Origin of the sequence: Vibrio tubiashii (assembly GCF_028551255.1) — a bacterium.
Lineage (GTDB): Bacteria > Pseudomonadota > Gammaproteobacteria > Enterobacterales > Vibrionaceae > Vibrio > Vibrio tubiashii_B.
The window spans coordinates 66,156-78,867 of the sequence record NZ_CP117029.1 but is presented as its reverse complement, the minus strand read 5'-3'; the positions used below and the strand labels follow the sequence as shown (position 1 = coordinate 78,867).

Below are 12,712 nucleotides of genomic sequence, written 5' to 3'. Positions count from 1 at the left end.
GCGTTAACTGCTAATTACTGAAAATCTTGAATATTCCAGTTGCCGATATCAGAGTTGGCACCTTCGCCCCCTTCCTGACCATCCGCACCTAGCGTAAAGATATCAACATTACCATGGTCACCTGGGCTCAAGTATTGGTAGTCGTTACCCCATGGATCGGAAGGTAGACGCTTAATGTAGCCACCGTCACGGTAGTTGCGCGGCTCAGGGCTAGAAGGCTTAGTCACTAGCGCTTCTAAACCTTGGTCTGTTGACGGGTAAACGCTGTTATCAAGCTTGTACATATCAAGCGCATTCTCTAGCGCAACGATATCGGTAATCGCTTTCTGTTGATCCGCTTTTTCTTTGTTCCCAAGCAAATTAGGTACGACAAAGCTTGCCAAAATACCTAGGATCACCACCACAACCATAACTTCTAACAAGGTAAAGCCAGACTGTTTCTTCATTTTTTTGTTCATTTTATTCTCCACAAAAGCAGCTTAGATTTGCTAAAAGCTGTTATGAACTCATTAAGTTATTCATTTCTAAAATTGGCATTAGCGTCGCCATAACAATAAACAGCACCAACCCCGCCATTAAAGCAATCAAAGCCGGAGTAAAGATGCCCAGTGCAATATTGATTGTCGATTCAAAGTTTGAGTCTTGGTTGTCCGCAGCACGAGTCAGCATACCTTCTAGCTCACCACTCTGTTCACCACTGGCTATCATGTGCAGCATCATGGGTGGGAACAATTTGGTCTGCTCAAGAGCGCGGCGTAAGCTAGCACCTTCACGAACATTATCTGTCGCGATTAAGACCTGCTGTTTAACGTAATGGTTCGACATAACGTCCACTGCAACGCGCATTCCTTCCAAAATTGGAATCGCGCTCGAAGTACAGATAGATAATGTGCGTGCAAAACGCGAAGTGTTTAGACCGCGGGCAATTTTGCCAACCAAGGGCATCGAGATGACTTTGCGATCCCAACTCAAACGTAACTTAGGCTTACTAAGCGCAAACTTAACTAGGTAGACAACAACAATCAAAGCGACAAGCAGGGTAAGCCCCCAGTTTTGGATAAAGTCGCTGGCAGCAAGCAAGAACTGAGTCGATTGAGGTAGCTCTTGGCCCATTTGGACAAACTGACCCACGATTTTAGGCACAACAGCGGCGAGTAAGAACGCCACAATACCGACCGCGAAAACCACTAGCACGACTGGGTAAATCATCGCTTGCTGCAATTTAGAACGTAGCTTTTGACGGTTTTCAGCATAATCAGCAAGACGCTCTAGCACTGAGTCCAAATGCCCTGATTTTTCGCCTGCAGAAACCATCGAGCGAAATAGCTCATCGAAGACATGGGGAAAGTCGGCCAAGCTGTCGGCTAAGGTATAACCTTCCGTCACCTTGGAACGGACAGCAAGCAACATAGTACGGATGCGCGGTTTTTCTGACTGTTCAGATACGGCTTTTAAACACTCTTCGAGCGGCATACCGGACTGAACCAAAGTCGCCAATTGACGAGTGATTAAGGCTAAATCAGGCGTGCTTAAACCCCGTTTAAACTGAAACGTCGCTTGGCTAGTCTGCTTTTTCGCTTTCTGCCTTGTTTCGCTCACTTCAACCGGTATTAGGCCTTGTTCTTTAAGTCTGGCACGCACCTGACGAGCATTATCACCTTCGATAACGCCTTTTTTGGTCTTACCTTTCGCATCGAGCGCTTTATATTCAAATGCCGCCATTAGCCTTCCTTGGTCACCCGCATCACTTCTTCAAGCGAGGTGATACCCGCGCGTACTTTGCTTAGACCATCATCTCGGATACTCGGCGTGTGCTGACGAATCTGCTTTTCAATCGCCTGCTCTCCTGACTCACTGTGAATCAAGGTCTGAACATCTTCATCAATCACAAGCAATTCATGAATGCCTGTACGTCCGCGGTAGCCTTTATAATTACATGCTTCACAGCCACAGGCACGGTAGAGAGTTAAGTCCTCTTTCTTTTTCAAACCAAACAATTTTTTGGTTTCTTTATCCGCTTCATAAGGCTCTTTACAGTCAGAACATAGCGTGCGCACTAATCGCTGAGCCAAAACACCCAGTAAAGAAGAAGAAATAAGGAAAGGTTCAATGCCCATATCACGCAGACGTGTAATCGCACCGACGGCTGTATTGGTGTGTAAGGTCGACATCACTAAGTGACCAGTCAAAGAAGCCTGAACCGCGATTTGCGCTGTTTCTAAGTCGCGAATCTCACCCACCATAACCACATCCGGGTCTTGGCGCAAAATTGCACGTAAGCCACGAGCAAAAGTCATATCCACTTTGGGATTAACTTGAGTTTGGCCAATACCATCGATATCAAATTCAATCGGATCTTCGACCGTCAGGATATTGCGCTCATTGCTGTTAATCTCTGTCAGACCAGCATACAAGGTGGTCGACTTACCCGAACCCGTAGGACCTGTGACCAAAATAATGCCGTGCGGGCGAGCAATCATCTGACGGAAGGCGTTGTGGTTGGCTTCTGTCATACCAAGACTATGCAAATCCAAGCGCGTCGCGTTTTTGTCTAGTAGACGCATTACCACACGTTCGCCGTGTGAAGAGGGCATCGTTGAAACACGCACATCGACCGCACGACCACCAATTCGCAACGAGATACGACCATCTTGTGGGACACGCTTTTCAGCGATATCAAGCTTGGCCATGACCTTAACACGCGATACAAGCAATGGCGCTAACTTGCGGCTCGGTGAGAGCACATCACGTAACACGCCATCAATACGGAATCGAATAGAGAGGCTTTTCTCAAACGTCTCGATATGAATATCTGACGCCCCTTCTTTAATCGCCTCACCCAACATCGCGTTGATAAGCTTGATGATTGGTGCGTCGTCTTCTGACTCAAGCAAGTCTTCATCTTGCGGTAAGTCTTCCGCCAAAGAGAAGAAATCATCATTATCGGCACCAATGTCTTCCATCAGTTGGCGCGCTTCCGAAGAGTCACGCTGATAAGCTTCAGTTAACTTGCCATCAAATGCTTCTTTGCTTAGCGCTTGCAAGGTAAAAGACTGACCACACACGCGCTTCACTTCAATCAAAGCCTGCACTGAAATCGGCGCGATATAGTAAAGCACTAAACCACTGTCCGCAGGCTCTAAAACAAGCTTAAAGCGATTGGCAAAACTAAACGGCAAGCGTTTAAAGCTTGGATTTAACTCGACGTCCATTAGTTAGTGCTCATCTGATCAATAAATGCTTGGATCTCAACAGGATGACCAATCTCTTCACCATATTCTGGCAATACCGGAATATGACCGTCATCCATCAATTTCAAACCCTGATCAGCTCTGTAGAGCTGCTCGGCACGAATAAAGTTGTATTTACGTTGAGTAATACCGTCTGCCGTCATGCCATCACGAATGATGGTTGGCTTGATAAACACCATCAGGTTTTTCTTCTCAACCTGAGTGCTGGTTGATTTAAATAGATGGCCTAGGTAAGGAATATCGCCCAGTAGTGGCACTTTAGATTCACTTTCTAGCGCTCGCTCGTCAATAAGACCACCAAGCACAATCATCTGACCGTCTTCTACCATCACAGAGGTATTCAGTTGACGCTTGGCAAAACGCACATCGACCGCACCGTTAGCGCCCAGTACGTTAGAGACTTCTTGCTCAATCTTTAACTGTACTGAGTTACCTTCGTTGATTTGAGGTACCACTTTAAGCTTGATACCGACCTCTTTACGTTCAACGGTCTGGAATGGGTTGTCATTGTTTGAGCCAGTCTGAGAACCAGTAATAACCGGCACTTCTTCACCAACAATAAATGACGCTTCACCATTGTCCATTACGGTAATACTTGGTGAAGACAGAATGTTTGAGTTGGAGTCGGTTGAAACGGCACTGATCAATGCTGTCCAGTCGCCCATAACAACACTCAACGCTGCCCCATTAACCCCAGCCAATGCCGAAGCGAGCTTAGTGTAGTCACCTTTCTTAGTCACAGAGTTAAAACCTGTCACTTGCCCCGTAGTATCAGTGAGCGTGGTCGTTTCCGTGCTATCTTTGGCCTCTTCGAGACCAACCATCACGCTACCAATTGGTGCGCCTGCATTAGAGTGCTGAATTACAGCACCTGTTTCGAGCGAGCCCCATTGAACACCAAAGTTAAGGCCATCACCTTCAGACATTTCCACAATTAGCGCTTCGATGAGAACCTGAGCACGACGAATATCGAGCTGAGCAATCACATCCTGCAGCGCGTTCATGATATCTGGCGGAGCAGTTACCACTAGTGCGTTGGTATCTGGGTGAGCGGCAATCATCACTTCACCACGTTTAGCGCTACTCGCCTGTTTCGAACCGGATGATTTCTCTGCTTGCAGGTTATCTGACACGCCTTTTAGCACATCAACCAAATCTTCTGCTTTGGCATACTTAAGGTAAACCACGCGGTTATTGCCCTTTGATGCCATCTCAATATCGAGCTGTTTGATCAACTTACGTAGGCGCTCACGTACCTGCGGATCACCAGAGATCAGAATCGAGTTGGTTCTATCATCAGCGACCAATTTAGGTTGAAGAAAGGCAGGTGTGTTTTTGGCATCGGTGGTTTTGTTCAGAGCTTCAACAATACGCACCATTTCTGCGGCTGACGCATTATCTAGTTCAACCACTTCAATTTCTTTGTCACCCGCTTGGTCAACACGCTTGATAATGTCCGCCAGACGATTAACCACCGCCGCGCGACCCGTAATTAGGATAATGTTTGCTGGGTCATAGTGAACCACGTTACCCGCACCCGCATTATCGTTAAGCTGACGCAACAGAGGGGATAATTCACGCACTGAGACATTACGCACTGCGACGACTCGGGTGACCACTTCATCACCATTGATACTGCCATCACCGACAACAGGCACTGCCGATGTTTTTGCATCTTTGTCTTTGATGACCTTTAAGATGCCATTGTCCATTTCCACCACAGCAAAGCCGTACACTTCGAGCACATTGAGGAAAAAGCTGTAGTACTGCTCTTCAGTCAACATGTCGTAGCTACGCACATCGACTTTGCCTCTCACCGAAGGATCAACAATGATGGTTTTTTCTAAGTTACGGCCAACAATATTGATAAATTCTTGTATATCTGTGCCTTTAAAGCTGGCACTAAAATCATTTGCTACCACCACTGCAGGTGACGTTAATAAGCTTCCTGCTAAAAGCCATGCGCTTTTTTTAAGCCAATGGTTCACTCTGTACTCCTCGGATCGCTGACGCTGCTGCGACAACCTTATAATTCAATGTATATTTCGTGTGGTTGACCGTTTCGTTCTACTGTTAAGTTGAGTTCAGTCAACTGGGACAAGCTTCTAAACACTTCTCCCATTGCCGCAGAATCTTTGAGATCCAGTCCATTTATTGAAATTGCGATATCACCCGGTTTAAGACCAACAGCGTCAAACAACGCTCTATCTTTACCAGGAGAAAGGCGGTAGCCAACCACCTCTCCATCTTGTTTTACTTGAGACATCCGCACATATTGGAAGATCTGTTTAGCATCTTGGCGGATTTCTTCGCGAATTTTATTTAATGAGTCTGGTGAAACCTGACTGCGTGTCACACTTTCTGGTGCTTTAACTGCCGTTACTGATGGTTTGGTATATTTCAGACCTTCGAGCATAACGGTTTCATTACGACCTGAATTGTCGATGATGACACGATCGGACTGGACTTGAACAAGCTTAGCGCGAGTGCCTTCAATCACCTCATTTATGCCATAGGTCGCCTGCTGACCACGATTAGCAATCACCGCTAAACTTTTCTCTGGGTTCGAACTAGTGACCACACCCACTAGCACCACATTCAAGCGACTTTTCGGCGCATCTTGTACCTTGGGTTGCTCGACAACTGGCGCACTTTCTCGGTACTTACCGAATAGATTGCTGTTCTGTAGCTCAGAGATATCGAGTTGCGATGAGCTAGACGAGCCTGCGCTAACCACGCCACTCGGCTGCCATTTCGATACTGACGATGCGCTCCACGGTTGCCAAAGCATCTGCCCAGCGATCCATGCACTGATTGTGAGTAGAAGCATCATCACTACGTAGCTGATACGCTGCTGCATCGCAACGTCTCTAAGCGCCTCACCGAATTTAAGTAGTGTCATTACCCTGTTTTGCTGCACTCGCTGTCCCTTTCTCGCTGGCTTGGAGCCGTATTGCACCCGTTAAGAATATGGTATTAAGCCCTGTATAACGGAAGTTAATATTAGTTATCAAAGATGTAGCGGATCATTGTATCAAAATATGAAACAAGCTAAACATAAAACCACCGAACGTCGCTTTCTTAGCGTTTAATTTTTATGATCTCGCTTGAAAAATGCCACATTCGTCACCATTGTTACTGCATCTGAATGGAATAAACATTCACCACCTTAGAGGGCAAGAAATACAATGGGTTCCCAAACCGAAGCAGTAAGACTCGATAAATGGCTATGGGCTGCACGATTTTATAAAACTCGCTCCATCGCGCGCAACATGGTCGATGGTGGCAAAGTCCATTATAATGGTCAGCGCAGCAAGCCAAGCAAGGCTGTCGAACTCGGTGCGGTGATTAGCTTAAGACAAGGGCACGAAGAAAAAACTGTGGTCATAGAGAAAATTTCTGACCAACGTCGCGGAGCTCCAGAAGCGCAAACGCTCTACTCTGAAACAGCAGAGAGTCTAAGTAAACGTGAAGAGAATGCAGCACGTCGCAAACTTCACGCCCATAACCCTAGCCCAGACCGCCGCCCTGATAAAAAGCAGCGCCGCGATATTATTAAATTTAAACACCAATAAGCTCTAGCAGATTTACGAGGAATCGCCACATGGCAAGCAATGTTTTGAACCGCTACTTATTTGAAGATCTTTCAGTTCGTGGTGAGTTGGTACAATTGGATGACGCTTACCAACGTATTGTTTCTAGCAAGGAATACCCAGCACCACTACAAAAGCTGCTTGGTGAGCTATTGGTTTCAACCACCTTATTAACGGCAACGTTAAAGTTTGAAGGTTCTATCACTATGCAACTGCAAGGTGATGGCCCGGTATCACTGGCCGTTATCAATGGCGATCACGATCAGAAAATCCGTGGTGTTGCTCGTTGGGATGGTGATATCGCAGATAACGCGACTATTCATGACATGATGGGTAAAGGCCATCTGGTGATTACCATCGACCCTAAGAAAGGTGAACGCTACCAAGGTATCGTTGGCCTAGACGGCGACAACTTATCTGAAATCCTAGAAAGCTACTTTGCCAACTCAGAGCAGCTTAAAACTCGCATCTGGCTGCGTACTGGTGAGCACGAAGGCCAACAGCGTGCGGCAGGTATGCTAATTCAGGTTATGCCTGACGGTACTGGTACACCAGAAGACTTTGAGCACTTAGAGCAGCTGACAGATACAGTAAAAGATGAAGAGCTGTTTAGCCTTGAAGCGAACGAATTGCTTTACCGTCTCTACAACCAAGAAAAAGTTCGTCTGTTTGATCCGCAAGCCGTCGAGTTCTTCTGTGGCTGTTCTCGTGAGCGCAGTGGCGCAGCGATTGTTACCATCGACCGTGCGGAAATAAATGACATTTTGGCTGAGGTTGGTTCAATTTCTTTACATTGTGATTACTGCGGCACGAACTATACGTTCGACGAAGCACAGGTATCTGAGCTGTTCAATCAAACAGATTCAGGCAACAAAACACTGCATTAATTTTTACAGCATAGCAAGACTGTAATTTACCCTTCAAAAGGCCAGCGCACGCTGGCCTTTTTGTGATCAATCCCCCGCAATACCTAGCCTTAGCCGTAATAAATTAACCTGTTAATTTTTATCAATTAATAATTATTTTGCTCTAGCGCAAAGCTTTGCGCACACGATAAACTAACTCCACCAATATGTGATGTGTCGCTTAAAACCCCACTAAAAACACGGGTATTTTTTGAGCTATATCCCTGTTTTCTACGAGGCCCATTGCTAGCATGGTGAGCAGATAAAAATTAAAAAATCATTACAAAATCCCTACAAAATATTCCTATAAGGAGCACCTATGACCGTTATGGAACATACAAAGGCTGCAACAATCGATCTTACCAAACACGGGCTTCAAAACGTTAAAGAGGTTATTCGTAACCCAAGCTACGAGATGTTGTTCGAAGAAGAAACTCGCGCGGATCTGGAAGGCTATGAAAAAGGCGTGGTCACCGAGCTAGGCGCAGTCGCTGTTGATACCGGTATTTTTACTGGACGCTCACCAAAAGATAAGTACATCGTAAAAGACGCAACTACAGAAGAACATATGTGGTGGACATCCGACGCGGTGAAAAACGACAATAAACCTATTGATCAAGCGGTATGGAATGATCTTAAACAGCTCGTCACTAATCAGCTGTCAGGCAAACGTGTTTTCGTCATTGACGGTTACTGTGGTGCCAACCCAGACACTCGTTTAAGCATTCGTGTTATCACTGAAGTAGCGTGGCAAGCGCACTTCGTGAAGAACATGTTCATCCGCCCATCTGAAAAAGAGCTAGCCACCTTCGAACCTGATTTCGTGGTCATGAACGGTGCGAAATGTACTAACCAGAAATGGGAAGAACACGGCCTCAACTCTGAAAACTTCACGGTATTTAACCTGACTGAACGCATGCAGCTTATTGGCGGTACTTGGTACGGCGGTGAGATGAAGAAAGGCATGTTCGCAATGATGAACTACTTCCTTCCTCTTAAAGATATTGCTTCTATGCACTGTAGCGCCAACAAGTGTAAAGAAAACGGCGATGTTGCTGTGTTCTTCGGCCTATCTGGTACAGGCAAAACCACACTATCTACCGACCCTAAACGTGAGCTAATCGGCGATGATGAGCACGGCTGGGATGATGACGGTATCTTCAATTTCGAGGGTGGCTGTTACGCGAAAACCATCAAGCTATCTAAAGAAGCTGAGCCAGACATCTACAATGCGATTCGTCGCGATGCTCTACTAGAGAACGTCACAGTACGTAGCGACGGTTCAATCGACTTCGATGACGGTTCTAAAACCGAGAACACCCGTGTTTCTTACCCAATCGAACACATTGAGAACATCGTTAAGCCAGTATCGAAAGCAGGCCATGCAAACAAGGTTATCTTCCTATCTGCTGATGCGTTTGGCGTACTACCACCAGTGTCTAAGCTGACTCCAGAGCAAACTAAGTACCACTTCCTATCTGGCTTTACTGCTAAGCTAGCGGGTACAGAGCGTGGTATTACTGAGCCAACACCAACCTTCTCAGCCTGTTTTGGTGCTGCGTTCTTAACGCTGCACCCAACAAAATATGCAGAAGTTCTGGTTAAGCGTATGGAAGCAGCGGGTGCTGAAGCTTACCTAGTCAATACAGGCTGGAATGGCAGCGGTAAACGTATCTCAATTCAAGATACTCGCGGCATCATTGATGCAATCCTAGACGGCTCGATTGAGAACGCAGAAACCAAGCATATTCCAATCTTTAACCTAGAAGTACCAACGGCATTGCATGACGTTGATCCTGCAATCCTAGATCCTCGTGATACTTACACTGACCCACTACAATGGGAAAGCAAAGCGAAAGACCTAGCAGAGCGCTTCATCAACAACTTTGATAAGTACACTGACAATGACGAAGGTAAATCACTGGTTGCTGCTGGACCTCAGCTAGATTAGTGACCTGCTTGGAAATTGTTTAGCTAAGCCCCTCTATTGAGGGGCTTTTTGTTGCCTGAAAAGAAAAAGTGTTCCAAGCTAGTAGCATCTATCGACGAGGGAAAGTGATTCAACGTGAAAAAAGCACTCTTGCTGCTTACTATTCTAGTGGTCAGTACCATCACTCTATCCTTAGTTGCGTTGTATACGGTCATGCAAACCAGCTATGCCGCAAAACTCGTCACCACTTTTATTAATACCCTGACGCCTTATCAACTCGAAACCACCCACGCTGAATATTCTCCTCCATTCCAACTGACGTTAAACGACGTTGAACTGCAACATGACAACAAGGCGATCCAGCTCCCTAAACTCACTTTATGGCTGAGCCAATTCCCTTGGCAGCAAGGCAAACTAAGCTTCGACTCTATTTTAGTCGAAGGGGCAAGTTTAGACCTGAATGAACTTGAATCTCCCCTTTTCGAACAAGTTAAGCTCCACCAGCTAGCGTTTAAACATGTCGATATCAGTGGCAATAAATGGTCAGCTCGTGGCGTGAATATGCAGATAGAAAACCCAGTGTGGCACAGCGATCAAAACGGGCTACCTTATGGCGATATCCAGCTATCTGTTGAGCAACTTTACATGCAAGGAGAAGCTCTTGATAACTTGCTCATCGATATGCGTTACCAAGCCGCCAACAGCACAATATTTGGCAGTTCTTTTAATTGGCGCGGAGCGAATATTTCCGGACAAGCAGAGCAGTACCCGCAAGGTTGGTCATTAATTAACGTCACCATCGACCAACTAAAGTTGCCACTTTCGAGCCAGATAGAAACGCTTTCAACCACACTGGGTAACCTTAATCTGCCGATCTACCACATCAACAGCTTAGATATTCTTAATAGCTCGTTTAACTATCGCCATTGGCGCTTTGAACACCTTGATGCCTCACTAGAGGATCTCGACCTTACTCAGACTATGTGGCAACAACAGACTGGCTATGCTTCATTTAACGCCGAAAGCATTGGCAACGGAGAATTGCAGCTTTTCTCTCCAAGAGCAAAGCTCGCTTTCAATTCTAACCAAATTGGTATTGAAGAGTTCGACGCCGACTTCAAACAAGGACGAGTGCAACTCCAAGGCGCAGTTTCACCACAGAGTATCTCACTGTCGCAGCTCAAACTTGACGGCATTAAATGGCTTGAACAAACCGAGCAGCTAATACCCAGTATTAAAAAGGTCACCGCTTCCCTACAGCACCTAGCAATTAACCAACTAGAGGTTGAAAACGCTCAGTTTATCCAAGTTGAAAAGCAACCATACTGGCAAGTCTCAGGTTTGAATATTGAAGGCTCTGAGCTGACGCTAATTGAGCAAGACCAATACGGTCTGTTAGAAGGAAAAATAGAGATAAGCGCCAATGCGGCCAGCATAGATAAGCTACTCACCACACAGGCCCACCTGACCGCACATGCTAGCAATAACAAACTCACCTTAGATCGCGCCTTTATTCCGCTAGAACAAGGCTACATAGAAGCCAACGGTATTTGGGATAGAAGTACCTTAAGCGCGCCGTGGCAGCTAACACTCCATGCCGATGGTCTACCCCTAGAACATTATTTGCTAGAGCAAGCACTGCCATTTTCTCTCACCGGACTGGCAGAAGCAGAAGTTGAACTTGAAGGCCTATCTGGCGACTATTCAATGCTGTCACATAGCTTGTCAGGAAAGTTAACCACCTATTTCCACCAAGCCACACTAGCAGCGAAAAGTGTCGATGGTGAACAAGAGTATTTGCACCCACTAGATTTAGGGGCTGTAAAAATGATTGCTGATCGAGGAAGAATCTCTGTCAGTAGCCCAACTAGCCACTCACAGGTTGCTGGTGAAATAGATTTGACCAAACCTCAGTTTGCGACCTTGCTGTTTAAATCACAGCAAGAGTGCGCTGAACTTTGGTCAGACATCCTCAATGGTGCCAACGTGATTAAGCAGACTTGCCAGGCCGATAAGACTAAACCTGAAACGGCCGAACAAGAAGCGAACGCTTACACCGACGCTGAAGAGTCATCACCAAGCACAGACTTATAGTCGGGGATGAGCATATAGGTACCGATGAATTCTACCGCAGCCTGATCGCCACTCTGAATCGTGACATGAATAACAATTCGCGCTTTACGTCCTGACGCCAAACGATCCAAATCACCGCTGATACCATCTAGAGAAGTCGAGGCAACTGGGTTTTGCGTCACTGGATGTCGGTAACGAATCTGGCTATCTGCCAACACAATATCACCAGTTAGGCCGCGTTCTTTCATCAGCAGCCAGGTCATTCCCCAGCCTGTCAGGGTTGCTAACGTAAAGGCTGAGCCAGCAAACATAGTATTGTGCGGGTTGAGGTTCGGGTTAAGCTGCGCACCACACTCAAACTGATAGCCAGTGTATTGGTTTATCTTAATGCCCATCTTGTCACTGATCGGGATTTGATGCTCCCATCGCTCTTGAAGCTCAGTACACCACTCTGGTTTACGCAGTACATTCGCCATCGGATCAAGCTGCTTGACCATTTGCTGGTGTCTCACCGGGCCACGCTCGTCGGTCAGTTCACCGCGTCGCTCAAAACCATTCTTCTCATAAAAGGAGATCGCATCCTCACGAGCATTACACACTAAGCGCTTTGCCCCCTCCTGACGCGCCAAAGATTCAAGCGCCACCAAGACAAGTGAACCCATGCCTTTACTACGACGAGAACCTTTAACCGCCATGTAGCGGATTTGACCTTCACTGTCTGGCGTAATGTACAGACGCCCGATTGCCATTGGTCTGCCACGACCATCGACAATCATGCGGTGGTGACTCATTGGATCATATTCATCGCGCTCTGAACCAATCGGCATTCGCCACGGTTCGCGCAACATTTGCCAACGAAAGTGATAATACTTATTCAGTTGGTTATCTGTTTTTGGCGTGATCAGCTTAAACATAAAAATCCTTTTTATAGAGGCGAGAGCGCCCCTCCACTAGCCTTAT

10 protein-coding genes are annotated in these 12,712 nt (G+C 46.4%); 4 read left to right on the top strand and 6 right to left on the bottom strand.

Features of this window, described 5'->3' with window-relative positions:
* Positions 1–14: 14 nt before the first annotated feature.
* The 5 genes from gspG to gspC are packed head-to-tail and all read right to left on the bottom strand — an operon-like array spanning position 15 to position 6,153.
* A complete protein-coding gene (gene gspG, locus LYZ37_RS00370) occupies positions 15–458 on the bottom strand; it encodes a type II secretion system major pseudopilin GspG (protein WP_272786052.1) in 444 nt (147 codons plus the stop codon).
* A gap of 40 nt (positions 459–498) precedes the next feature.
* Complete coding sequence (gene gspF, locus LYZ37_RS00365; RefSeq protein WP_272786051.1) at positions 499–1,722, bottom strand: type II secretion system inner membrane protein GspF; 1,224 nt, start codon at positions 1,720–1,722, stop codon at positions 499–501.
* Positions 1,722–3,212 carry a type II secretion system ATPase GspE gene (gene gspE, locus LYZ37_RS00360; protein ID WP_272786050.1) on the bottom strand — a complete coding sequence of 497 codons (1,491 nt, stop codon included), beginning with the start codon at positions 3,210–3,212 and terminating at the stop codon, positions 1,722–1,724. Before gspE ends, gspF begins: the two co-directional genes overlap by 1 nt.
* The gene (gene gspD, locus LYZ37_RS00355) at positions 3,212–5,239 is read right to left on the bottom strand and encodes a type II secretion system secretin GspD (RefSeq protein ID WP_272786049.1); all 2,028 of its coding nucleotides are present in this window, start codon (positions 5,237–5,239) and stop codon (positions 3,212–3,214) included. The genes gspE and gspD overlap by 1 nt, the downstream gene beginning before the upstream one ends.
* A gap of 38 nt (positions 5,240–5,277) precedes the next feature.
* Positions 5,278–6,153, bottom strand: a complete 876-nt coding sequence (gene gspC / locus LYZ37_RS00350; RefSeq protein WP_272787127.1) for a type II secretion system protein GspC — start codon at positions 6,151–6,153, stop codon at positions 5,278–5,280.
* A gap of 286 nt (positions 6,154–6,439) precedes the next feature.
* On the opposite strand from gspC, the gene hslR reads away from it, so the two are divergent.
* The 4 genes from hslR (at position 6,440) to LYZ37_RS00330 (ending at position 11,773) form a co-directional block, all read left to right on the top strand.
* Entirely contained in the window at positions 6,440–6,826 is a 387-nt protein-coding gene (gene hslR, locus LYZ37_RS00345) for a ribosome-associated heat shock protein Hsp15 (protein WP_272786048.1), read from the top strand.
* 29 nt (positions 6,827–6,855) lie between these two features.
* Positions 6,856–7,731 (top strand): Hsp33 family molecular chaperone HslO, encoded by an 876-nt coding sequence (gene hslO, locus LYZ37_RS00340; RefSeq protein ID WP_272786047.1) that lies wholly within the window; start codon positions 6,856–6,858, stop codon positions 7,729–7,731.
* Positions 7,732–8,068: 337 nt separating this feature from the next.
* The gene (pckA, locus tag LYZ37_RS00335; protein WP_004746111.1) at positions 8,069–9,700 is read left to right on the top strand and encodes a phosphoenolpyruvate carboxykinase (ATP); all 1,632 of its coding nucleotides are present in this window, start codon (positions 8,069–8,071) and stop codon (positions 9,698–9,700) included.
* A gap of 114 nt (positions 9,701–9,814) precedes the next feature.
* Positions 9,815–11,773, top strand: coding sequence for an AsmA family protein (locus LYZ37_RS00330; protein ID WP_272786046.1), 1,959 nt, complete (start codon positions 9,815–9,817; stop codon positions 11,771–11,773).
* Here LYZ37_RS00330 and LYZ37_RS00325 read toward each other — a convergent pair.
* Positions 11,731–12,666 carry a bifunctional GNAT family N-acetyltransferase/hotdog fold thioesterase gene (locus tag LYZ37_RS00325; protein ID WP_272786044.1) on the bottom strand — a complete coding sequence of 312 codons (936 nt, stop codon included), beginning with the start codon at positions 12,664–12,666 and terminating at the stop codon, positions 11,731–11,733. The genes LYZ37_RS00330 and LYZ37_RS00325 overlap by 43 nt on opposite strands.
* Positions 12,667–12,712: the final 46 nt, after the last annotated feature.

Excerpts from the sequence above, each read along its gene's own strand:
- gspG (WP_272786052.1), bottom strand. The coding sequence starts at position 458 with ATGAACAAAAAAATGAAGAAACAGTCTGGCTTTACCTTGTTAGAAGTT.
- gspF (WP_272786051.1), bottom strand. The coding sequence starts at position 1,722 with ATGGCGGCATTTGAATATAAAGCGCTCGATGCGAAAGGTAAGACCAAA.
- gspE (WP_272786050.1), bottom strand. The coding sequence starts at position 3,212 with ATGGACGTCGAGTTAAATCCAAGCTTTAAACGCTTGCCGTTTAGTTTT.
- gspC (WP_272787127.1), bottom strand. The coding sequence starts at position 6,153 with ATGACACTACTTAAATTCGGTGAGGCGCTTAGAGACGTTGCGATGCAG.
- hslR (WP_272786048.1), top strand. The coding sequence starts at position 6,440 with ATGGGTTCCCAAACCGAAGCAGTAAGACTCGATAAATGGCTATGGGCT.
- hslO (WP_272786047.1), top strand. The coding sequence starts at position 6,856 with ATGGCAAGCAATGTTTTGAACCGCTACTTATTTGAAGATCTTTCAGTT.
- pckA (WP_004746111.1), top strand. The coding sequence starts at position 8,069 with ATGACCGTTATGGAACATACAAAGGCTGCAACAATCGATCTTACCAAA.
- LYZ37_RS00325 (WP_272786044.1), bottom strand. The coding sequence starts at position 12,666 with ATGTTTAAGCTGATCACGCCAAAAACAGATAACCAACTGAATAAGTAT.